Raw genomic sequence first — 21,180 nt, 5'->3', positions numbered from 1 at the left:
GGTATACTATAAACCGAGATAACCATGTCATGTATATTTTGTGAAAAAGAGAGTGGGGAAACCCACTCTTTCGTGTTACTATCTACATTTTATTTATGTGGATAGTAAAGATATTTCTGTCGTATATACATATTTTGTTACAAGTTTTACTTCTTAAATTTGGTAATACTAAGACAGATATTCCCTGCTTAACGGCAGGGGCTTTTGTTAGCTAACGAGAAAGAATAAGATAGACCGTCTTAATGAACGGGATCTTTTCTTGTAAATGGTACATGGCGGCAGGAAGGAGGCTGTTTATGGATAAGAAAGTCACAGAAGTTGTAGAAGCATTTGCGCAGCCGATCGTTGAAGAGTTAAATCTTGAACTTGTAGATGTAGAGTATGTGCAAGAAGGACAAGACTGGTTCTTACGCGTATTCATCGATTCTGAAAAGGGAGTCGACATTGAAGAATGCGGTGCGGTAAGTGAACGTTTAAGCGAAGCTTTAGATAAAGAGGACCCAATTCCTCATCTTTACTTTTTGGATGTATCATCTCCTGGAGCGGAACGCCCATTAAAGAAAGAGAAAGACTTCCAGCAAGCGGTAGGGAAACAAGTGGCAATTAAAACATATGAGCCGATTGATGGTGAAAAGATGTTTGAAGGAAAGCTACTTTCCTACGACGGTATTACAATTACACTACTATTAACAATTAAAACACGTAAAAAAGAAATCCAAATTCCAATGGATAAAGTTGCCAATGCGCGACTTGCTGTTACGTTTTAGTAAGAAGGGGGATCTTCATGAGCACTGAGTTGTTAGATGCTTTGCTCGTTTTAGAGTCAGAAAAAGGTATTAGCAAAGATATTATTATTGATGCAATTGAAGCAGCATTAATCTCTGCTTATAAACGCAATTTTAACCAAGCACAAAACGTTCGTGTGAGCTTTAACCCAGAAGTGGGAACAATTCAAGTTTTAGCACGTAAAGACGTTGTCGATAATGTGTTTGATCCACGTCTTGAAATCTCTGTAGAAGAGGCAAGACAAATTAATCCAAACTACCAAGATGGCGACGTACTAGAAATTGAAGTAACGCCAAAAGATTTTGGTCGTATTGCAGCACAAACTGCAAAACAAGTTGTAACACAACGAGTTCGTGAGGCGGAACGTGGTGTTATTTATTCAGAATTTAGTGATCGTGAAGAAGACATTATGGTTGGTATTGTACAGCGCCAAGATGCTCGTTTCATCTATGTAAGCTTAGGGAAAGTAGAAGCTTTATTACCTGTAAGTGAGCAAATGCCAAATGAGCAATATAAACCACATGATCGTATTCGCGTATTTATTACAAAAGTAGAAAAAACAACGAAAGGACCACAAATTTACGTATCACGTACACATCCTGGTCTTTTAAAACGTTTATTCGAAATGGAAGTTCCAGAAATTTATGATGGAACTGTAGAAATTCGCTCTGTAGCGCGTGAAGCAGGCGATCGTTCGAAAATTTCTGTGTATGCAGAGAATATCGATGTTGATCCAGTAGGTTCTTGTGTAGGACCGAAAGGACAACGTGTACAACGCATTGTAGATGAACTAAAAGGCGAAAAAATTGACATCGTTCGCTGGTCAAATGATCCAGTTGAATATGTTGCAAATGCTTTAAGTCCATCACAAGTTGTTAAAGTACTTGTAGATGAAGAAGAAAAAGCAACAACTGTTGTTGTTCCAGACCACCAGCTTTCATTAGCAATTGGTAAGCGTGGACAAAATGCACGTCTTGCAGCTAAATTAACAGGCTGGAAAATTGATATTAAAAGTGAGTCTGATGCGAAACAACTTGGTATTGTAACAGATGAAGATAGCGTAATCGCATTCGGATTCGATTCAGTTGAAGACGAAATCGAATAGAGGTGATGAGTATGAGCAATCGAAAAGTTCCGTTACGAAAATGTATTGCGACGCAAGAGATGAAATCAAAACGAGAGCTCGTTCGCATTGTTCGTTCCAAAGAGGGCGAAGTGTCTATTGATTTATCAGGAAAAAAATCAGGACGAGGTGCATATTTGTCAAAAGATAAAGAATGCATTATTCAAGCCCAAAAGAAAAATATTTTGGAACATCATCTAAAAGCGAAAATCGACAGTTCTCTGTACGAAGAGCTTCTTGAGCTTGTTGAGAAGGAGTCGAAGTAAGTGTCCGATTGGAAATCGTTTTTAGGACTAGCAAACCGCGCTCGAAAAATTATTTCGGGTGAAGAACTCGTTTTAAAAGAAGTACGAAGTGGCAAAGCAAAGCTAGTATTGCTTTCTGAAGATGCGTCAGCGAACACTACAAAACGTATCATTGATAAAACCACGTACTACAACATACCAATGAGAAAAGTCGAAAATCGACAACAATTAGGGCATGCGATTGGGAGAGACGAGCGAGTCGTTGTAGCTGTGTTAGATGAAGGCTTTGCGAAAAAGCTACGTAGCATGCTCGATACAAATTACCGGGGGTGAAGGTATGAGTAAAATTCGAGTACATGAATATGCAAAAAAAAATAATATCTCAAGTAAAGATCTTATGACAAAACTAAAAGAGATGAATATCGAGGTTTCGAATCATATGACAATGTTAGAAGACGAAGTAGTAAACAAATTAGATAATCAATATAACACTGGGGCAGAAAAACCTTCTGTTGCAGATGAGTTTGAAGTAGAAGAGAAAGTTGTTCGCAGTAAAAAGAACAGCAATAAGAAGAAGAAAAAAGGCAAAGGAAATGAAGACAAACGTCAAGAAAACTTTGCTGGAAGACAACAAACACAAATAGTAGAAACACCAGATAAAATTACTTTCTCTGGAAGCCTTACAGTAGGTGAACTTGCTAAAAAGTTAAGCAAAGAGCCATCTGAAATTATTAAAAAGCTCTTCATGATAGGAATTATGGCAACAATTAACCAAGACTTAGATAAAGATACAATTGAGTTAATTGCTACTGATTACGGTATTGAAGTAGAAGAAGAAGTAGTTGTAAGTGAAACTGAATTTGAAACATTCATCGATGAGCAAGATGATGAAGAAAACTTAAAAGAGCGTCCAGCTGTTGTTACAATTATGGGACACGTTGACCATGGTAAAACAACTTTACTTGACTCTATCCGTAATTCAAAAGTAACTGCTGGCGAAGCGGGTGGAATTACTCAACATATTGGTGCATACCAAGTTGAAGTAAATGATAAGAAAATTACATTCTTAGATACGCCTGGTCACGCAGCATTTACAACGATGCGTGCTCGTGGTGCGCAAGTAACGGATATTACAATTCTTGTTGTTGCAGCTGATGACGGTGTTATGCCACAAACAGTTGAAGCAATTAGCCATGCGAAAGCAGCTGGAGTACCAATTATTGTTGCTGTGAATAAAATGGATAAACCAGCGGCAAATCCTGATCGTGTAATGCAAGAATTAACAGAATATGAATTAGTTCCAGAAGCTTGGGGCGGAGACACAATTTTCGTACCAATTTCTGCGATTCAAGGCGAGGGAATTGACAACTTGCTAGAAATGATTCTTCTTGTGAGTGAAGTAGAAGAATATAAAGCAAATCCAAATCGCTATGCAACTGGTACTGTAATTGAAGCGCAGCTTGATAAAGGTAAAGGAACTATCGCGACATTACTTGTTCAAAACGGTACACTTCGAGTTGGAGATCCAATTGTTGTTGGAACATCATTCGGTCGTGTTCGTGCGATGGTAAGTGATATTGGTCGTCGTGTAAAAGTTGCTGGTCCATCAACTCCTGTTGAAATTACAGGTTTAAATGAAGTACCACAAGCCGGAGATCGTTTCATGGCATTCGCTGATGAGAAGAAAGCTCGTCAAATCGGTGAATCACGTGCACAAGAAGCGTTACTTGCTCAACGTGGTGAGAAATCTAAATTAAGCCTTGAAGATTTATTCCAACAAATCCAAGAGGGCGATGTAAAAGAAATTAACTTAATTGTGAAAGCAGACGTACAAGGTTCTGTAGAAGCAATGGCAGCATCACTTCGTAAAATTGATGTTGAAGGCGTAAAAGTAAAAATTATCCATACGGGCGTAGGTGCGATTACAGAATCTGATGTTATTTTAGCTTCTGCATCTAATGCAATTATAATTGGATTTAACGTACGCCCTGATGTGAATGCGAAGCGTACAGCTGAATTAGAGAACGTTGATGTTCGTTTACACCGTATTATCTATAAAGTAATCGAAGAAATCGAATCAGCAATGCAAGGTATGCTGGATCCAGAATTCGAAGAAAAAGTAATCGGTCAAGCGGAAGTACGTCAAACGTTCAAAGTAACAAAAGTTGGAACAATCGCAGGTTGTTACGTAATCGACGGTAAAATTACACGTGATAGTGGCGTTCGTATTATCCGTGATGGCGTAGTAGTTTTCGAAGGACAACTTGATACGTTAAAACGTTTCAAAGACGACGTAAAAGAAGTTGCACAAAACTATGAGTGTGGTATTACAATTGAGAGATATAATGATCTTAAAGAAGGGGACATCATTGAAGCGTACATTATGGAAGAAGTGAAGCGATGATTATCGCTTCACTCTCATTCGAGTGTATGATTTACGATGTGCATTCTTTAAAAGAGAAACGAGCAATTTTGCAAAGGGTGCTAACTCGTGTGAAGCAGCGTTATAACGTAGCTGTTTCAGAAGTAGGGCATCAAGATGTATGGCAACGTACAGAAATTGCAATTGTTTCCGTATCCTCAAATCGTGTTATCTGTGAAAAAGAAATGAATCGTGTACTTGAGTACATCGATTCATTTCCTGAAATTGAACGTACGATAACACAATTGGAATGGTACTGAATGAGGTGAAGAATTATGAAATTACGTGCAAACCGTGTAGGCGAGCAAATGAAAAAAGAATTAGGCGACATAATCAGTCGTAAAATTAAAGATCCACGTGTCGGATTTGTTACAGTAACAGATGTACAAGTGAGTGGAGATTTACAAATTGCTACAGTATATATTTCTGTTTTAGGTGATGAAGAACAGAAAGAAAGTACATTAAAAGGTTTAGCGAAGGCAAAAGGCTTCATTCGTTCAGAAATTGGCCAACGTATTCGTCTTCGTAAAACACCGGAAATTTCCTTTGAATTTGATGAGTCTATCGGATATGGTCATCGAATTGATACACTTTTACATGAAATTAATAAAGAAGGTAAACGTGAAGAATAATGGATAGACATATGTCTATCCATTTTTTCAATGCAAAATAAGTTTTGGATATTTATTATGAAAGAATTATGATGAGGTGAACATATATGGAAGGTGTAGTATTATTACATAAGCCAAAAGGCATGACGTCACATGATTGTGTATTTAAATTAAGAAAGATTTTACGTGAGAAACGAATTGGTCATACGGGAACATTAGATCCAGATGTAACGGGTGTATTACCGATTTGTGTTGGTAAAGCAACGAAAATTGCACAATTTTTAACAAGTGAGACGAAAACGTATGAAGGTGAAGTAACATTAGGATTTTCTACGACGACTGAAGATGCTTCGGGTGAAGTTGTAGAAACGAAAAATGTGGATCGTGTTATTACACGAAAAGAAGTAGAAAATGTTCTTGCAAAGTTAACAGGAACAATTGAACAAATGCCACCGATGTTTTCAGCTGTAAAAGTAAACGGGAAAAAACTATACGAATATGCTAGAGCAGGTCAAGAGGTTGAACGTCCAGTTCGTACAATTACAATTCACGAATTTGTATTACTTGATGAACGTGAAGTTTTTGAAGGGGAAAACATTTCATTCCGTTTCCGTGTAACGTGTAGTAAAGGTACATATGTAAGAACGCTAGCAGTAATGATTGGTGAAAAACTTGGTTTTCCATCACACATGTCCCATCTTGTAAGAACGGCATCTGGTGAATTTTTACTAGAAGATTGCATATCATTTGAAGAAATTGAAGAAAACGTGCAAAATGGAACAGTAGAGTCTATCTTCATTTCAATCGATGAAGCGTTAAGTAAGTTTCCAAAAATGGTTGTAGATGAAAAGCAAGCAGAAAAAATAAAAAATGGTATGTTCTTAAAGAATGAATTAGAAATAACAGCACCATTTATTACAGTATTTGATAAAAATGATTGTTGCTTAGCGATTTATGAGCATCATCCAAAACACCCTGGTATGCTAAAGCCAATGAAAGTACTTGTGAATAATCAAGAACTAAAGCTATAATGAATTATCGGAAGGATTATTACAGAAAAAGGTGAATTCAAGCGTGAAACTTATTCATTTAACTCATCCACATGAACAAAATAAATTAGAATTACCACCTACTGTAATGGCATTAGGATTTTTTGATGGCATTCATTTAGGACATCAATGTGTGATTCGAACTGCGAAGCAAATAGCGGATGAACGGGGATATAAAAGTGCAGTTATGACATTTTATCCTCACCCATCTGTTGTTTTAGGAAAAAAGGAAGCGCATGTGGAGTATATTACACCAATGCGTGATAAAGAAAAAATAGTCGAAAGTTTAGGAATCGATATATTATATGTTATTAAATTTGATGAATCATTTGCAGGATTATTACCACAACAATTTGTAGATGATTATATTATTGATTTAAACGTAAAGCATGTAGTAGCAGGCTTTGATTATTCATATGGACGTTTAGGGAAAGGGAAGATGGAGACTTTACCATTTCATGCAAGAGGGGAGTTTACACAGACCGTGATCGAAAAAGTTGAATATCAAGAAGAAAAAGTAAGTTCTACTTCATTACGAAAGTTAATTCGAAATGGAGAAATGGAGCAGATTCCATCTATTTTAGGGAGAGCTTATACGGTAGAAGGAACAGTTGTGCACGGTGATAAGCGTGGACGCCAAATTGGCTTTCCAACTGCAAATGTAGGTTTAAGTGATGAATATCTACTCCCACCTGTAGGTGTATATGCAGTGAGATTAAAAGTTCACGATGAATGGCACGATGGCGTATGTAATATTGGATATAAACCAACTTTTAAAGAGAATGAGCGCCAATTATCTATTGAAGTACATCTATTTGAATTTAATAAAGATATATACGATCAAAGTGTCACGGTGGAGTGGCATATGCGTATAAGAGAAGAAAAAAAGTTTAATGGTATTGATGAGTTAGTTGCACAAATTGCGAAAGATAAGAAAATCGCCCAAGAATATTTTTCAAGCGCAAAGAATATACTTGCTTTTTCAAATGAAAAGTAGTATTCTATGTTATGTACTTTATGACAACCATTGCTTGGCATTGCGACTCACCGACGCTTGCTAGGTAATTGGGGGTTTAATTATTAGGAGGTGAAATAGGATGGCTTTAACACAAGAGCGTAAAAATGAAATCATTGCACAATTTAGAACTCATGAGACTGATACTGGTTCTCCAGAGGTTCAAATTGCTGTCCTAACGGAGCAAATTAACACTCTAAACGAGCACTTACGTACTCACAAGAAGGATCATCATTCACGTCGTGGTCTATTAAAGATGGTTGGTAAACGTCGTAACTTACTTACTTACCTTCGTAATAGCGATATCACACGTTACCGTGAATTAATCACAAAGCTTGGCTTACGTCGATAGTCAGAGAAGCGGGAATATTCCCGCTTTTTTGTTAGGTAAAAATATATCTTCTACTCTTTATAGCTTATTAAATTTTCGGCAATACTAGAGGAAAGAATATTGTGATATACTATCCATTTACATAGAAGAATTGAATATTTTAAATTGAGAGGGGTACTTAAATGAGTCAGGAAAAGCAAGTCTTCTCGATAGATTTAGCTGGTCGTCAGCTAACAATTGAAACAAGTCAGCTTGCAAAACAAGCGAACGGAGCAGTATTAGTAAGATATGGCGACACAGCAGTTCTATCTACAGCAACTGCATCAAAAGAGCCAAAAAATGTAGATTTCTTCCCGCTTACAGTAAACTATGAAGAGCGTTTATATGCAGTCGGAAAAATTCCAGGCGGCTTTATTAAGCGTGAAGGCCGTCCAAGTGAAAAAGCAATTTTGGCAAGTCGTTTAATCGACCGTCCAATTCGTCCACTTTTCGCAGATGGTTTCCGTAACGAAGTACAAGTTGTCAGCATTGTAATGAGTGTTGATCAAGATTGTTCTTCTGAAATGGCAGCTATGTTTGGTTCTTCATTAGCGTTATCGATTTCAGATATTCCATTTGAAGGCCCAATCGCTGGTGCAACAGTTGGTCGTATTAATGGCGAGTTCGTTATTAATCCAACAGTAGAACAGCAAGAACAAAGTGATATTCACCTAGTTGTAGCTGGTACGAAAGATGCAATTAACATGGTTGAAGCAGGAGCAGATCAAGTACCTGAAGAAACAATGTTAGAAGCAATTATGTTTGGTCATGACGAAATTAAACGTCTAATTGCATTCCAAGAAGAGATTGTACAAGCTGTAGGTAAAGAGAAATTAGCAGTAAAACTTTATGAAGTTGATGCTGATCTTAATCAAGCTGTACGTGAAATGGCTGAGAAAGATATGCATTCAGCGATTCAAGTACATGAAAAGCATGCACGTGAAAATGCAATTAACGAAGTGAAAAAGCGTGTAATTGAACATTACGAAGCGCAGGAAGCTGACGCTGACACATTAGGACAAGTAAATGAGATTTTATATAAAATTGTAAAAGAAGAAGTACGTCGTCTTATTACAGTTGAAAAAATCCGCCCAGATGGCCGTAAAGGTGACGAAATCCGTCCATTAGCATCAGAGGTTGGCATTTTATCTCGTACACACGGTTCTGGTCTGTTCACACGTGGACAAACACAAGCATTAAGTATTTGTACATTAGGTGCATTAGGCGATGTACAAATTTTAGATGGTCTTGGTGTAGAAGAATCAAAACGCTTTATGCACCATTACAATTTCCCATCATTTAGTGTTGGTGAAACAAGACCGATGCGTGGACCAGGTCGTCGTGAAATTGGTCACGGTGCACTAGGAGAACGTGCTCTTGAGCCTGTAATTCCATCTGAAAAAGATTTCCCATATACAGTACGTCTTGTATCTGAAGTTTTAGAATCAAATGGTTCTACTTCACAAGCAAGTATTTGTGGTAGTACTTTAGCAATGATGGATGCGGGTGTTCCACTGAAAGCTCCAGTTGCTGGTATTGCAATGGGTCTAGTTAAATCTGGTGAGCATTACACAATTTTATCTGATATTCAAGGTATGGAAGATCATTTAGGTGATATGGACTTTAAAGTAGCAGGTACAGCAAAAGGTGTAACTGCACTGCAAATGGACATTAAAATCGATGGTCTATCTCGTGAAATTTTAGAAGAGGCATTACAACAAGCGAAAGTTGGTCGTGTGCACATTCTAAATCATATGTTATCTGTTATTGCAGAGCCACGTACTGAATTATCAGCGTATGCTCCAAAGATTATTACAATGACAATTAACCCAGATAAAATCCGTGACGTTATTGGACCGAGCGGTAAACAAATTAATAAAATTATTGAAGAAACTGGCGTTAAAATTGACATCGAGCAAGATGGTACAGTATTCATTTCTTCAATAAATCAAGAAATGAATGACAAAGCTAAGAAAATTATCGAAGATATCGTTCGTGAAGTACAAGTAGGTGAAATCTACGAAGGAAAAGTGAAACGTGTTGAGAAATTCGGTGCTTTCGTTGAATTATTCAGCGGTAAAGATGGATTAGTCCACATTTCTGAACTGGCACTTGAGCGTGTAGGTAAAGTAGAAGACGTTGTGAAAATCGGTGATGTAATTACAGTTAAAGTTATCGAGATTGACAAGCAAGGTCGTGTGAACTTATCTAGAAAAGTATTGCTAAAAGAAGAGCAAGAAAAAGAAGCTGCGAAAGAAGAAAATAAACAAGAGCAGCAATAAGTAAAAGCCAGTTAAACTGGCTTTTTTTGTTATGTAAAAAACATGATTTGCATATATTTTTATGTCAGTATAGGTATAGTTTTCATCATAACGCTCAAATTAACAAAGATAAGAAGAAAATGGTTTTCTTTTTATATAGTTAATGGGAGGGTTTATATGAAAGTTCGTATATTTGCATACATATTAATATTTTCTTTATATGTTGGTTTAGGCTCTTATTCCGTTTTTGCTCAAGATAGTTTGTATGAAGAAATTCAAAAACATGCAAAACAGTATGAGGTTGTCCCGCAAAATGCGGTGATTGATAAGATTTGGAAAGCGACACCAGGATATAATGGAAGACAAGTGGATGTAGAAGCATCCTACAATAATATGAAGACGCTCAAGAAGTTTGATCAACAACAACTTAAATTCAAGGAAGTATCACCGAGTGTCCATCTAAAAGATTTACCACCAGCTCCCATTTATCGAGGGCACCCAAATAAAAAAATGGTGGGATTAACAATTAATGTGGCATGGGGCAATGAGTATTTGCCTCGTATATTAGAGATATTGAAAAAACATGATGTGAAGGCGACTTTCTTTTTAGAAGGACGTTGGGTGAAAGAAAATTTGAGGTTTGCAAAAATGATTGTAGATGCGAATCAAGAAGTAGGAAATCATTCTTACACACACCCGAATATGAAAACGTTATCTTCGGAGGAAATACGAGAGCAATTGCAAAAAACGAATCAAATGATAGAAGTAGCTACGAATCAAAAGGTGAGATGGTTTGCTCCTCCAAGTGGAAGTTTTCGGGATGAGGTAGTAAAGATAGCAGATGATTTTCAAATGGGTACGATTATGTGGACGGTAGATACAATTGATTGGAAGCGACCAGAACCAGGCGTACTATTGCAGAGAGTAATGCGGAAAATACATCCAGGTGCTATCGTGCTGATGCATCCTACTTCATCTACAACTGAAGCATTAGAAACTATGATTAAAAATTTGAAGGAACAAGGATATAAAGTGGGGAATATAACAGAATTACTGGATGAAAAACGTGTAGATTAAATACATTTGCATGACATTCATCCTTAAACTTGTTATCATTAAATAATAGCAATTATTTAGAGAAACTGGCATTAGGAGGAAAGTTTTTGATTAAAAAATATACGTGTAAAAATGGTGTAAGAATTGTTATGGAGAATATTCCAACTGTACGCTCAGTTGCGATTGGTATATGGATCCATGCAGGTTCAAGAAATGAAAATGAAAAAAACAATGGGGTTTCGCACTTTTTAGAGCACATGTTCTTTAAAGGGACAGAAACACGTAGCGCGCGAGAAATTGCAGAATCATTTGATAGCATTGGCGGACAAGTAAATGCTTTTACTTCAAAAGAATATACATGTTACTATGCAAAGGTGTTAGATGAGCACGCTAAATACGCGTTAGACGTTTTAGCAGATATGTTCTTTAATTCAACATTTGATGAGGAAGAACTGAAAAAAGAGAAGAATGTTGTATGTGAAGAAATAAAAATGTACGAAGATGCGCCAGATGATATTGTGCATGATATGTTAACGAAAGCGACATATGAAACGCATCCGCTTGGATATCCTATTTTAGGAACAGAAGAAACACTTGAAACATTTACAGGTGATACGTTACGTCAATATATAAAAGATCATTACACACCTGAAAATGTAGTTGTATCAATTGCAGGTAATATTGATGAATCATTTTTACAAATTGTAGAGCAATATTTCGGTAATTACGAAGGTACAACAAATCGTGAACAAGTACATAGCCCAATTTTCCATTTCAATAAAGTAGCACGTAAGAAGGAAACAGAACAAGCTCATTTATGTTTAGGATATAAAGGCTTGCAAATGGGACACGAAGATATTTATAACTTAATTGTATTAAATAATGTTTTAGGCGGTAGTATGAGTAGCCGTTTATTCCAAGAAGTACGTGAGCAACGTGGATTGGCGTACTCAGTATTCTCTTATCACTCTTCTTATGAAGATACAGGGATGTTAACGCTTTACGGTGGAACAGGTAGCCAACAATTAGATACACTGTATGAAACAATGCAAGAGACGTTAAATACGTTGAAAAATACAGGTATTACAGAAAAAGAGCTTGTTAATAGTAAAGAACAATTAAAAGGAAACTTAATGTTAAGTTTAGAAAGTACGAATAGTCGTATGAGCCGTAACGGTAAAAACGAACTACTTCTTCGTAAACATCGTTCTCTTGATGAGATTATTGAAAGTGTAAACACTGTAACAAAACAAAATGTAGACGAATTAATTCGTAACATGTTTACAGATGAATTCTCTGCAGCACTTATTAGTCCGGATGGAAAACTACCAAAAGGAATGAAACTTTAATTGGTGTTGTGATTCATTTGTTTTCAGAAATAACCGTATCTCTTTTAAAGGAGATATGGTTATTTTTTTTATATATGCAGAATAGGTACTTATTATAGGAAGGCTTTGATAAAAAAGATAAGGGGGAGATTTCATGCGTTTAAGTGAATTAAGTGGTAAAGAGATTGTGGATTTAGAAAGAGCGGAAAGAATGGGAGTTTTAGGACACGCAGATTTAGAAATTAATGAACGAGATGGACGAATACAAGCTCTTATTATACCTGCTGGGAAGTGGGGAGGTTTTAAAAGAGAACAGCAAGAAGTGAGGGTCGAATGGAACCAAATTAAGAAAGTGGGACATGATATGATACTTTGTGATTTTACAAACCATTCAAAATCAGAGTGAAAGATGACCATTTTGGTTGTCTTTTTTTTATCTTTATATAAAGAAGATAAATCATGTGTGCTTTTTGTTTTTCAATCACCTCAAACTCGTACATTACATATGATGTGGAGGAAAAAGAAAAAGTAGGCATTTTTCTTATAAATGAAAGAAAAAGAAGGTGAATTAGGGAATGTTGACTGAGATGCATATCGCTGTCATAGGAGGAGATGCACGGCAGCTAGAAGTAATTCGCAAGTTAGTTGAACTAGATGCGAAACTTTCATTAATAGGGTTTGAACAGCTAGATCATGGCTTCACTGGGGCAGCAAAAGAAAGTATACAGGATTTAAATTTCGCTGCTTTAGATGCCATTATTTTGCCAGTTGCAGGGACGAATGCCAAAGGAGAAGTAGATACTATTTTTTCAAATGAAAAAGTTTCTATAACGCAAGAGCAAATTGAAAAGACACCAGAACACTTTACTATATATTCAGGTATCGGAACACCTTATTTGGAGAATCTTGTATCTACTACGAATCGAAAACTTGTAAAATTATTTGATCGTGATGATGTTGCAATTTATAACTCTATTCCGACTGTAGAAGGTACACTAATGATGGTTATTCAACATACTGATTATACAATTCATGGATCGAATGTAATGGTTTTAGGGTTTGGTAGAACTGGTATGAGTGTAGCAAGAGCCTTTCAATCATTAGGAGCACATGTCAAAGTAGGAGCGAGACGATCGGAACATATTGCTCGTATTACAGAAATGATGTTTTCTCCTTTTCATATGCAAGACATAGAAAAAGAAGTAGGTAATATCGATATTGTGATTAACACAATTCCGCATCTCGTTGTGACAGCGAATGTTATTTCAAAAATGCCAGCTCATACGTTAGTAATTGATTTAGCTTCTAAACCAGGCGGTACCGACTTTAGATATGCGGAAAAAAGAGGAGTCAAGGCGTTGTTAGCACCTGGTTTGCCGGGTATTGTTGCTCCGAAAACAGCCGGACAAATTTTAGCGAACGTTCTTTCTCAGTTACTAGCAGAAGGTGCAATAGCAAGAAAGGAGAATGGGGAATGAATTTAAAAGGGAAAAGAATAGGATTTGGTTTTACAGGTTCACATTGTACGTATGAGGAAGTGATGCCTCATTTAGAAAAATTAATTGCTGAGGGAGCAGAAGTACGTCCCGTTGTTTCTTACACTGTTCAATCAACAAATACTAGATTTGGAGAAGGAGAAGAGTGGATTAAAAAGATTGAAGAAATAACAGGTTTTAAGGCAATTAATTCAATTGTTGGCGCAGAACCACTAGGACCTAAAATTCCACTAGACTGCATGGTGATTGCACCACTAACAGGAAATTCTATGAGTAAATTTGCAAATGCAATGACAGACTCTCCAGTACTAATGGCAGCAAAAGCGACGCTAAGAAATGGAAAGCCTGTTGTGTTAGCTGTTTCGACGAATGATGCTTTAGGGCTTAATGGGGTGAACCTAATTACACCAACAAGGTAACGACAAAACGTGAGCGCTATGGAAGGAAGCATAACTTTGTATAAAATGCAGGTTTATGCTTCTTTCTATCTTTAACTAACGCATGAGTACATTAAGGAAAATTAGTCTACAAATAAACAATACAACCTTTTTCTTCTAACGCCCTTAGCCAACCAGGTATTCTTAAATCATGATTCCATCTTAAATCTAAACGTTCTAATCCGTCCATTTCCATTAATGAATCTGGTAATTCCCTCAATTTATTACTTCTTAAATCTAATTCTAATAAATTTTCTAGTTTTCCTATTTCATTTGGCAATGTAGTCAATTGATTATTTCTCAGGTTCAGACGTCGTAATTTCTTACATTCTTTGAGTGAATTAGGAATTTGTTTTAAATTATTATCTTCCATATCCAACACTCTTAATAATGCTAAATCCCCAAAAACTTCCGGTAAAGTACTAAATTGATTATTTTTCAGGTGAAGTTCTTTAATATTGGTTAACATGCTAAAACTCTCAGGTATCTTATTAAGTTGGTTATTCATTAAGCGTAATTCTAGCAGGTTAGTTAAGTTACCAAGTTCTTTTGGTAATTCCTTCAATTTATTATCACTCAGATTTAAATATTTTAATTTTTCAAGGTTCCTAATTTCTGATGGAACTGTTTCAAGTTTATTATTGTGAAGATATAAATAATCCTCTAGATTTACAAGGTATTCTATTTCTGATGGAACTGTTTCAATCTGGTTGTGCCCTAAGTCCATCATTTTAAGTTCTTTTAAATTTTTTATACTAGCAGGAATTTCCCCAATCTCATTAGCGGAAATATTTAGTACCTCTAGATTCTTCATTTTATAGATCTCTTTTGGGATTTTTGTGAAATTATTATCGAAAAGATTTATATTTGTAATTTCATTTAGAGATATGTTTAGGCGTGGCAAGTCAGTTAATTCAGCATGTGGTAAGTTGATTTCCATTTAATTCTCCTCCTATTAATTCGACGATTCATCAAAATAGCTTTAATTAGCCTATTACTAAATATATCCCACCTACATCAAAAATACATTGTTTTTCTCTTATCTGTGAGGGAAAATAAACCCTTTCATAACTTCATTTCAAAGCATCACCTTTTTGTTATGTAAAGTTATAAGTTATTGGTATGCAACTTTATGGGTTAAGTCATAAATGCTTATATGTCGCCATCTTGAGGGAGCTTAGGGTAAAGCACAAGTTCGAAATCATCGAGTCTTTGCCACTTTTCCTTTTTATAAACAGCCTTTTCTAAAACCGACTTTAGGAGGCTGTTTTTCTTTTTGGGATCATCTGTTTTAAAGTACAGATCAAGAACATGCTCTACTTGAGGTATTGTATCTTTCTTCACTTTTTCTTTCTTAATTTCTGTTTTAATTTCTTTCTTTAGGTTTTCCATCGTGGAAGTAATTTCAGTAATACGATCAGAAACTACATTGGAGCGTTCTAAAAATATATCGACTGTGTAAACGCCACGTTCTAATAAATCATGTAAATTATTTTTTTGTTTCTGGACATCCACTAATTCTTTTTCAAGCTTGCGTAATGCAGCTTCATTCATTTGAATAACTTGTGTTTCTTTTAATTTGTCATCTTGCTTATATTTTTCAAAATCAGCTTTATAATTGATGTACCATTCTTTTAAGGCCTCGAGTAAACGCTTCTCGATTAATTCAGTATAGCTTGATTTGTTTTCACAGCCCCGGTGTTTACAATCCATAGTTTCTTTTCGGTTCTTTGGATAACGTTGGACCATACTGTAACCACATTTAGCGCATTTAATAATACCAGCCAATGGATTCTTTATCCCGTTCGTATTGTATGGAATGTGATACCTTGAGTTTAATTTTTCTTGCACTTGCTCAAACAAGCATTCGGGTATGATAGGTTCATGTTTTCCATCAGCAATAATCCAATCTGATTTATTTTGTCTTGCACAGCTACGTTTCACAGCATCAGGACGTTTTACTTCTTTTCGTTTTTGCCACGTTATTTTTCCTATGTATACATTGTTCTTTAATATATCCAAGATGCTATAAGGGTTCCATTCATTACCTAACTTACTTTTGTAGCCAAGTTCATTTAACTTGTTTCTGATTGCGCTAGCGCCCATATCGTCGTTTGCATACCAATCAAATATCATTCTTACGACAGAAGCTTCTTCTGAGTTAATCGTTAACGTACGCTCTCGCTTATTTAAACGGTGGATATCATAACCATAAGGCGCATGGGTACCAAGGTAATTACCAGCCTCCACGCTTGCTATACGGCCGCGTTGCATACGACGCGTAATAATCTTTAATTCTTTACGTGCCATAAATGCTTCAAATTCGCTATATTCTTCATCCCACTCATCATTAAGGTCATAAGTCTTCCTAGGCGTCATAATCTTCGTATTCGAGCGTTTAAACGTCTCTAAAATGATTCCTTGCTCTTTCATACCACCACGCCCTAAACGGTCCATATCCATACAAAGAACAGCATCATATTTGTTATCTTCAATTTCTTCAAGCAGCGCTAACATCTCAGGACGTTTCACTAAGCTCTCACCGGAAACGATTTCCTCACGGACAGATAAAACATTTAAGTTCATTTCCTTGGCAATTTTCAGCAGGGTAGTGCGGTGCTTTGCTAAAGTTTCGCCTTCGCCACGCGCTTCAGCTTCGAGATCGGCACGAGATTTTCTTAGGTAGATTGCAGTTTTCATAGTGGAAGAACCTCCTTTGTATTATTTATTATATAAAAAATTATACGATTAAATATATATTTTTCACGTTTAAAATAAAACGTATGTTCGTTTTATTTGTAGAAATAAAAGGCGTGAGGATATCAGCCTTTTATTATTGAGTATATTAGTGATATTGGATAAGGATAGATTCTCTAAGACAAAAATTATTGAACAGTAACAAATTTCTTAAAGAATGCCTTACGTTTTGTCTTATCATACACGTATGGATCGTTAAACTTCTTGACCCAAGACTTGTCTTCAACTTTTAAATCTTCAATTTTAAATCCAAGATATGAATTCAAAGAATTTCTATCCAAGCTAGTGTTATATGTTTTCCCATCGAATGGAAGAGTCATTTTTACCGTATTTAAATCTGGAAACTGTCTTAGTAATCTAGCTGGTTCACTTACAAACATTTTCTCAATATCATCTCCAGTTGAGAAATATTGTTTATAAAGTTCTTCTGTGACGTTGCTATCGGGTTTTGCAGATTTATAAGATTGATAGGAATCATGGAACACAATTTCAGCTTCATTATTATTAAGCTTCATATCTTTAATAAAATTTCCGCCTCTGATGTTTTGGGCATAGGAGGCAAATTCTTTTTGTTTTTCTTCAGCTTTTTTTTGTTCCTCAGCTAATTTCTTTTCTTCAGCCTTTTGTTTATCCTCAGCTTCTTTTTGCTCTTTAGCCTTTTGTTTCTCTTCGGCTTTCAGCTTTTCTTCAGCTTCTTTTTGCTCTTTAGCTTTTTGTTTCTCTTCGGCTTTCAGCTTTTCTTCAGCTTCTTTTTGCTCTTTAGCTTTTTGTTTCTCTTCGGCTTTTAGCTTTTCTTCAGCTTCTTTTTGTTCTTTAGCTTTTTGTTTCTCTTCGGCTTTCAGCTTTTCTTCAGCTTCTTTTTGCTCTTTAGCTTTTTGTTTCTCTTCGGCTTTTAGCTTTTCTTCAGCTTCTTTTTGTTCTTTATCTTTTTGTTTTTCTTCGGCCTTTAGCTTTTCTTCAGCTTTTTGTTTAGCGAGAATTTCTTGTTTTTCTTGTGGTGTCATGTTCATGTTAACTACAATTAATGAAATGATAGATAAAACAAAAGCTATACCTGTAAGCTTAAAGTATTTCTTAGTGGTTGGTTTCTTTTTTAAACGAAACACTAATGATGTAATTAGTAAAATGAACGTGGCTATCATTGCTATTGCAAATAGAAATGAGAAAAATATTTTCATCTATGTAACTCCTAACTTATAAAGTTGTATTTTAAATTCATATTAATAGGTTTTTAAACGAGCAAAATTTTCTGGAATCCCATAGATTTCAGCTACTTCTTGAATTGATAGATTAGTATCTTGATATTCAGAAATCATTTCATCAGGTAATAAGAGCTCGACTGCAAATGTATTTGCTTCAATCTCTAACCTATCTACAGAATACAGAGTTTTATTTCTTAAAAATGGAGTATTTGCTTTTGGGTGTAATAGGGCATGTCCAAGTTCATGAGCACACACAAAACGTTGAGTAGTTTCGTCGATTTGATTATTAATATGAATGAATTTGAAGCGTTTGTATGTGTTGTAAAAACCAAGAGTATTCCCAAGGTCTTCAAACAACACTATAATATTTTTTCGTCTAGCAATTTCAAATGGATTTGTTGTTTCATGTTTTTCTGCGATTTTGAGTGCGTATTCTTTAATTTCCATTTCTCGCTCCGTTCAATCTTTTTTATACTTGTTTGGAGTGAATTTTTGTTTTGCTAATTGTTTTGCCATGCGCATTGAGTTCTCCAGAGAAATACGAATCATTTCTTTTGTATGTTCGTCTATTGGCTCTCCGTCAAACATTAACGCTTCATCACTGTTTTCTAATTGTTCTAGAGTTTTTTCCAAGTCACGAGCGATATCACGAGTATCTTTTTTTGTTAAATCAGGAAGTGTATTGGATACTCTCGATTCATTTTCTCGTCCTAATAAATAATCTGTTGTTACTCCTAAAACATTTGCTAAATCTTTTAGCATTTCGTTTGAGGGAGTGCTATGACCATTCTCATAGTTACTAATGGTGCCTTTAGTTGTATTTACTTTATTGGCTAATTCTTGTTGAGTGAGTTTACGTGTTTTACGTGTTTCTTTTAATCTTTGCTTCAACATTTTTAGCGCCTCCCGTTAATAAAAAGTACAAATATATTGTACATTATATAGATGGAACATCAAACTTTGTACAAGAAAATTGTACAAATGTATTGACGTACAAGAATCTTATACTTATAATAAAAGTACAAATAACTTATACAAGGAGCGAGACAGTGAACAAAAATATCAAGTTAATTAGATCCAGGAAAAAAAGTAAGTTAACGCAACAAGATCTTGCAGGTAGAATGCAAGTTACAAAATCTACAATAAGTAATTGGGAAAATGGTTATAGTAATCCAAATCTTGAAAAAGCTATAAGGTTGGCTGCTATTCTTAGGTGTGATGTAAAAGATTTAATTTGATGTATATAAGTACAAGAATCTTATACTTTTTTAACTGGGAAGTAGGTGAGGAAATGCCATCAACTAACATGGCAGTACCAACAGATCCTTCGCATAAACATATAAAAAGCACTTCAAGAGGTGACACCATGAGCCAACAAGAAGAATATGCAGCGACTTATGAATTTGGAAAAACGAAAGTCCATGTTGTGGCTCCTGAGCCGAAAGCGCAAAAGGATATTGATAAACTCCTTCAAGCATATTACAAGGCTGGTTGGGCCATCATCAAAGAAATGCAAGTGAAAGAAAACATTGAGGAGTAGTTCCTCTCTTTTTACATGAATAATAGACAAGTTACGTATGTACTAAATTCATTATAACCATTTGAAAACTAAATATGGAGGCGAACAGATATGGGAACAAGCATATACTGCAATTCAGCAATAGGGGAATTATTACAGAATGCTAGAGAATGTTGTGATAATGTTCAGCTGAAAACGAAGAAAGGACTATCTAAGTACCTTGGCATTACACATGAACGCTTAACTCGTATTGAATCTGGACTTTCTAAACCAGAATTTGAGCTTGCGATGGATTGGTGTCATGCAACAGGAGCAAAGTTGAATCAACAAGCGATTAAACATATTTATGGTGTTGGATTACCGCCTACAGATCCACGTTTAACTCAAGATGTAAATCTACAATTGATGAACTACATTAAACAAGCTGAAGAGGGGATTGTGGCAGCAAAGGAAATCATGAACTTACAAGTTGCAACAAGGTCATGGAAGCTTGATGAAAAAAAGAAACATGAATACGCAGTTCATGCAAAAGAAATCTTCGATACAATCCAAGCTACTCAATGTGTAGTACAAGCTCTTGAGCAGGTTCATTTTGGCATTATGGAACAAATACAAAGAAGTTGGTTGCAAAAGGCTATGGCGGAGAACGTTATTATTCAATCGGTGGATAGCTTAATGACTTTAACAAAGATGCTGTAAAGGAGGAAGAAAAATGACAGTAGATTATAAGAAACCAAGTTTAAGAGAATATAAGGAACTAATACGCTATGATGCAAAACTAACTGGTGAAATTAAAATAGCAAAAACACTTGGTGAGGATTCAAAGTCAGTTGAGTTAAAGCAAGAGAAAAAGTTAGTGGGGATTCGAATCAAAATTATCGAAGCATCATTCATTTTAAAACATAAATGGGCAAAAGAAAAAGCTACCGCCTAGACAACAGTAGCTCTAACAAAAATTTGATAAAGCAATTATAACATTTTATTCATTATTTGGACAAGCCACTGTGCTTGTCGTTATGACCAGAAAGGGATTATGTTCCTCCCTTACCCCTACAAAACTCCTTTCTGGTTGTAACGATGCGTACAGCATCAACTCAAATAGAAAGGAGATGTAATTCATGACATATAAAAACGATCGTCTTCATGATCTAGTTCTTCCAGGAGACTTTTCATTCGCAAATAAACTTCATAACTGTATGGTTGCATGTATTCATAACATGTTTAATGCAGAATCAACTGAAGAATCAAATTGCTGGGAAGAAGAACTGGAGCGATGTATGAGGGAATTTAAAATGCTTCGTGATACAAAAGAGGAACATGAGGCATCGATGAGTTATCGTGTAGTGATTAAAGATTTAAGAGCAAGAGGAGTTAACGCTTCATTGGTAACACGTAGAAAATAAAAAAGTCTATCACTTGGCAGAGTGATAGATAAATGGTCTTGCAAAAGATCTTAGGATTAATTATATCAAATTAGCATTCGTATAACAACGGGGTGTATTG

At 35.6% G+C, this 21,180-nt stretch carries 25 protein-coding genes and 1 pseudogene; 21 read left to right on the top strand and 5 right to left on the bottom strand.

What is annotated here, in order from left to right; all coding sequences use genetic code 11:
• Positions 1 to 296 precede the first annotated feature (296 nt).
• From rimP to dpaB, 16 genes and pseudogenes are all read left to right on the top strand, one after another.
• Positions 297 to 767 (top strand): ribosome maturation factor RimP, encoded by a 471-nt coding sequence (rimP, locus tag LUS72_RS18890; RefSeq protein WP_097830973.1) that lies wholly within the window; start codon positions 297 to 299, stop codon positions 765 to 767.
• Positions 768 to 784: 17 nt separating this feature from the next.
• The gene (gene nusA, locus LUS72_RS18885; RefSeq protein ID WP_097830974.1) at positions 785 to 1,891 is read left to right on the top strand and encodes a transcription termination factor NusA; all 1,107 of its coding nucleotides are present in this window, start codon (positions 785 to 787) and stop codon (positions 1,889 to 1,891) included.
• 11 nt (positions 1,892 to 1,902) lie between these two features.
• The gene (rnpM, locus tag LUS72_RS18880; RefSeq protein WP_000071123.1) at positions 1,903 to 2,175 is read left to right on the top strand and encodes an RNase P modulator RnpM; all 273 of its coding nucleotides are present in this window, start codon (positions 1,903 to 1,905) and stop codon (positions 2,173 to 2,175) included.
• A complete protein-coding gene (locus tag LUS72_RS18875) occupies positions 2,176 to 2,487 on the top strand; it encodes a YlxQ family RNA-binding protein (RefSeq protein ID WP_001286519.1) in 312 nt (103 codons plus the stop codon).
• A 4-nt stretch (positions 2,488 to 2,491) separates the two neighbouring features.
• The gene (gene infB / locus LUS72_RS18870; protein ID WP_097830975.1) at positions 2,492 to 4,558 is read left to right on the top strand and encodes a translation initiation factor IF-2; all 2,067 of its coding nucleotides are present in this window, start codon (positions 2,492 to 2,494) and stop codon (positions 4,556 to 4,558) included.
• Positions 4,555 to 4,836: a DUF503 domain-containing protein gene (locus LUS72_RS18865; protein ID WP_000582364.1), complete on the top strand. Its 282-nt coding sequence runs from the start codon at positions 4,555 to 4,557 to the stop codon at positions 4,834 to 4,836. Before infB ends, LUS72_RS18865 begins: the two co-directional genes overlap by 4 nt.
• Before the next feature lie 15 nt (positions 4,837 to 4,851).
• Positions 4,852 to 5,208 (top strand): 30S ribosome-binding factor RbfA, encoded by a 357-nt coding sequence (gene rbfA, locus LUS72_RS18860; RefSeq protein ID WP_000776443.1) that lies wholly within the window; start codon positions 4,852 to 4,854, stop codon positions 5,206 to 5,208.
• A gap of 86 nt (positions 5,209 to 5,294) precedes the next feature.
• Positions 5,295 to 6,218: a tRNA pseudouridine(55) synthase TruB gene (gene truB / locus LUS72_RS18855; protein WP_071746777.1), complete on the top strand. Its 924-nt coding sequence runs from the start codon at positions 5,295 to 5,297 to the stop codon at positions 6,216 to 6,218.
• A gap of 43 nt (positions 6,219 to 6,261) precedes the next feature.
• Positions 6,262 to 7,233 (top strand): bifunctional riboflavin kinase/FAD synthetase, encoded by a 972-nt coding sequence (gene ribF, locus LUS72_RS18850; protein WP_000766725.1) that lies wholly within the window; start codon positions 6,262 to 6,264, stop codon positions 7,231 to 7,233.
• A 100-nt stretch (positions 7,234 to 7,333) separates the two neighbouring features.
• A complete protein-coding gene (rpsO, locus tag LUS72_RS18845) occupies positions 7,334 to 7,603 on the top strand; it encodes a 30S ribosomal protein S15 (protein WP_001229392.1) in 270 nt (89 codons plus the stop codon).
• A gap of 161 nt (positions 7,604 to 7,764) precedes the next feature.
• Positions 7,765 to 9,903, top strand: coding sequence for a polyribonucleotide nucleotidyltransferase (gene pnp, locus LUS72_RS18840; protein ID WP_097830976.1), 2,139 nt, complete (start codon positions 7,765 to 7,767; stop codon positions 9,901 to 9,903).
• Positions 9,904 to 10,059: 156 nt separating this feature from the next.
• Positions 10,060 to 10,959 carry a polysaccharide deacetylase family protein gene (locus LUS72_RS18835; RefSeq protein ID WP_000868213.1) on the top strand — a complete coding sequence of 300 codons (900 nt, stop codon included), beginning with the start codon at positions 10,060 to 10,062 and terminating at the stop codon, positions 10,957 to 10,959.
• A gap of 86 nt (positions 10,960 to 11,045) precedes the next feature.
• Positions 11,046 to 12,287, top strand: coding sequence for a M16 family metallopeptidase (locus LUS72_RS18830; protein ID WP_071746773.1), 1,242 nt, complete (start codon positions 11,046 to 11,048; stop codon positions 12,285 to 12,287).
• 133 nt (positions 12,288 to 12,420) lie between these two features.
• Positions 12,421 to 12,672, top strand: a complete 252-nt coding sequence (locus tag LUS72_RS18825; RefSeq protein WP_098361638.1) for a YlmC/YmxH family sporulation protein — start codon at positions 12,421 to 12,423, stop codon at positions 12,670 to 12,672.
• Positions 12,673 to 12,841: 169 nt separating this feature from the next.
• On the top strand, positions 12,842 to 13,744 hold the full coding sequence (gene dpaA / locus LUS72_RS18820; protein ID WP_016130177.1) for a dipicolinic acid synthetase subunit A: 903 nt from the start codon (positions 12,842 to 12,844) through the stop codon (positions 13,742 to 13,744).
• A pseudogene (dpaB, locus tag LUS72_RS18815) lies at positions 13,741 to 14,166 on the top strand (dipicolinate synthase subunit B); the annotation flags it as partial. The gene dpaA and the pseudogene dpaB, both read left to right, overlap by 4 nt.
• 121 nt (positions 14,167 to 14,287) lie before the next feature.
• Here the strand turns inward: dpaB and LUS72_RS18810 are convergent.
• The 5 genes from LUS72_RS18810 to LUS72_RS18790 form a co-directional block, all read right to left on the bottom strand.
• Entirely contained in the window at positions 14,288 to 15,139 is an 852-nt protein-coding gene (locus LUS72_RS18810; protein WP_264447891.1) for a leucine-rich repeat domain-containing protein, read from the bottom strand.
• A gap of 212 nt (positions 15,140 to 15,351) precedes the next feature.
• The gene (locus LUS72_RS18805; protein WP_264447889.1) at positions 15,352 to 16,899 is read right to left on the bottom strand and encodes a recombinase family protein; all 1,548 of its coding nucleotides are present in this window, start codon (positions 16,897 to 16,899) and stop codon (positions 15,352 to 15,354) included.
• A gap of 185 nt (positions 16,900 to 17,084) precedes the next feature.
• A complete protein-coding gene (locus LUS72_RS18800; RefSeq protein WP_264447887.1) occupies positions 17,085 to 18,134 on the bottom strand; it encodes a hypothetical protein in 1,050 nt (349 codons plus the stop codon).
• A gap of 42 nt (positions 18,135 to 18,176) precedes the next feature.
• On the bottom strand, positions 18,177 to 18,605 hold the full coding sequence (locus tag LUS72_RS18795) for an ImmA/IrrE family metallo-endopeptidase (RefSeq protein ID WP_016092220.1): 429 nt from the start codon (positions 18,603 to 18,605) through the stop codon (positions 18,177 to 18,179).
• Positions 18,606 to 18,617: 12 nt separating this feature from the next.
• Entirely contained in the window at positions 18,618 to 19,052 is a 435-nt protein-coding gene (locus tag LUS72_RS18790; RefSeq protein ID WP_264447884.1) for a helix-turn-helix domain-containing protein, read from the bottom strand.
• 155 nt (positions 19,053 to 19,207) lie between these two features.
• Here LUS72_RS18790 and LUS72_RS18785 point away from each other — a divergent pair, with 155 nt between their 5' ends.
• The 5 genes from LUS72_RS18785 to LUS72_RS18765 all read left to right on the top strand — a co-directional run bounded on the left by LUS72_RS18785 (position 19,208) and on the right by LUS72_RS18765 (position 21,080).
• Positions 19,208 to 19,396, top strand: a complete 189-nt coding sequence (locus LUS72_RS18785) for a helix-turn-helix transcriptional regulator (RefSeq protein WP_264447882.1) — start codon at positions 19,208 to 19,210, stop codon at positions 19,394 to 19,396.
• 53 nt (positions 19,397 to 19,449) lie between these two features.
• A complete protein-coding gene (locus LUS72_RS18780; RefSeq protein WP_264447880.1) occupies positions 19,450 to 19,698 on the top strand; it encodes a hypothetical protein in 249 nt (82 codons plus the stop codon).
• Between the two features lie 90 nt (positions 19,699 to 19,788).
• Complete coding sequence (locus LUS72_RS18775; RefSeq protein ID WP_201052831.1) at positions 19,789 to 20,376, top strand: sporulation sigma factor-processing peptidase; 588 nt, start codon at positions 19,789 to 19,791, stop codon at positions 20,374 to 20,376.
• Positions 20,377 to 20,389: 13 nt separating this feature from the next.
• The gene (locus LUS72_RS18770; protein ID WP_016092216.1) at positions 20,390 to 20,611 is read left to right on the top strand and encodes a hypothetical protein; all 222 of its coding nucleotides are present in this window, start codon (positions 20,390 to 20,392) and stop codon (positions 20,609 to 20,611) included.
• Positions 20,612 to 20,795: 184 nt separating this feature from the next.
• Positions 20,796 to 21,080, top strand: coding sequence for a hypothetical protein (locus tag LUS72_RS18765; protein ID WP_264447875.1), 285 nt, complete (start codon positions 20,796 to 20,798; stop codon positions 21,078 to 21,080).
• The last annotated feature ends 100 nt before the right edge of the window (positions 21,081 to 21,180 follow it).

This window comes from Bacillus cereus, from assembly GCF_025917685.1.
Taxonomy (GTDB): Bacteria; Bacillota; Bacilli; order Bacillales; family Bacillaceae_G; genus Bacillus_A; species Bacillus_A cereus_AT.
Note: the sequence above shows the minus strand (reverse complement) of the source record. Positions and strands in the feature narration are given on the sequence as shown.

Coding starts and splice junctions, on each gene's coding strand:
- rimP (WP_097830973.1), top strand. CDS start 297: ATGGATAAGAAAGTCACAGAAGTTGTAGAAGCATTTGCGCAGCCGATC.
- nusA (WP_097830974.1), top strand. CDS start 785: ATGAGCACTGAGTTGTTAGATGCTTTGCTCGTTTTAGAGTCAGAAAAA.
- rnpM (WP_000071123.1), top strand. CDS start 1,903: ATGAGCAATCGAAAAGTTCCGTTACGAAAATGTATTGCGACGCAAGAG.
- infB (WP_097830975.1), top strand. CDS start 2,492: ATGAGTAAAATTCGAGTACATGAATATGCAAAAAAAAATAATATCTCA.
- LUS72_RS18865 (WP_000582364.1), top strand. CDS start 4,555: ATGATTATCGCTTCACTCTCATTCGAGTGTATGATTTACGATGTGCAT.
- rbfA (WP_000776443.1), top strand. CDS start 4,852: ATGAAATTACGTGCAAACCGTGTAGGCGAGCAAATGAAAAAAGAATTA.
- truB (WP_071746777.1), top strand. CDS start 5,295: ATGGAAGGTGTAGTATTATTACATAAGCCAAAAGGCATGACGTCACAT.
- rpsO (WP_001229392.1), top strand. CDS start 7,334: ATGGCTTTAACACAAGAGCGTAAAAATGAAATCATTGCACAATTTAGA.
- pnp (WP_097830976.1), top strand. CDS start 7,765: ATGAGTCAGGAAAAGCAAGTCTTCTCGATAGATTTAGCTGGTCGTCAG.
- LUS72_RS18835 (WP_000868213.1), top strand. CDS start 10,060: ATGAAAGTTCGTATATTTGCATACATATTAATATTTTCTTTATATGTT.
- LUS72_RS18825 (WP_098361638.1), top strand. CDS start 12,421: ATGCGTTTAAGTGAATTAAGTGGTAAAGAGATTGTGGATTTAGAAAGA.
- dpaA (WP_016130177.1), top strand. CDS start 12,842: ATGTTGACTGAGATGCATATCGCTGTCATAGGAGGAGATGCACGGCAG.
- LUS72_RS18810 (WP_264447891.1), bottom strand. CDS start 15,139: ATGGAAATCAACTTACCACATGCTGAATTAACTGACTTGCCACGCCTA.
- LUS72_RS18805 (WP_264447889.1), bottom strand. CDS start 16,899: ATGAAAACTGCAATCTACCTAAGAAAATCTCGTGCCGATCTCGAAGCT.
- LUS72_RS18800 (WP_264447887.1), bottom strand. CDS start 18,134: ATGAAAATATTTTTCTCATTTCTATTTGCAATAGCAATGATAGCCACG.
- LUS72_RS18795 (WP_016092220.1), bottom strand. CDS start 18,605: ATGGAAATTAAAGAATACGCACTCAAAATCGCAGAAAAACATGAAACA.
- LUS72_RS18790 (WP_264447884.1), bottom strand. CDS start 19,052: ATGTTGAAGCAAAGATTAAAAGAAACACGTAAAACACGTAAACTCACT.
- LUS72_RS18780 (WP_264447880.1), top strand. CDS start 19,450: ATGCCATCAACTAACATGGCAGTACCAACAGATCCTTCGCATAAACAT.
- LUS72_RS18775 (WP_201052831.1), top strand. CDS start 19,789: ATGGGAACAAGCATATACTGCAATTCAGCAATAGGGGAATTATTACAG.
- LUS72_RS18770 (WP_016092216.1), top strand. CDS start 20,390: ATGACAGTAGATTATAAGAAACCAAGTTTAAGAGAATATAAGGAACTA.
- LUS72_RS18765 (WP_264447875.1), top strand. CDS start 20,796: ATGACATATAAAAACGATCGTCTTCATGATCTAGTTCTTCCAGGAGAC.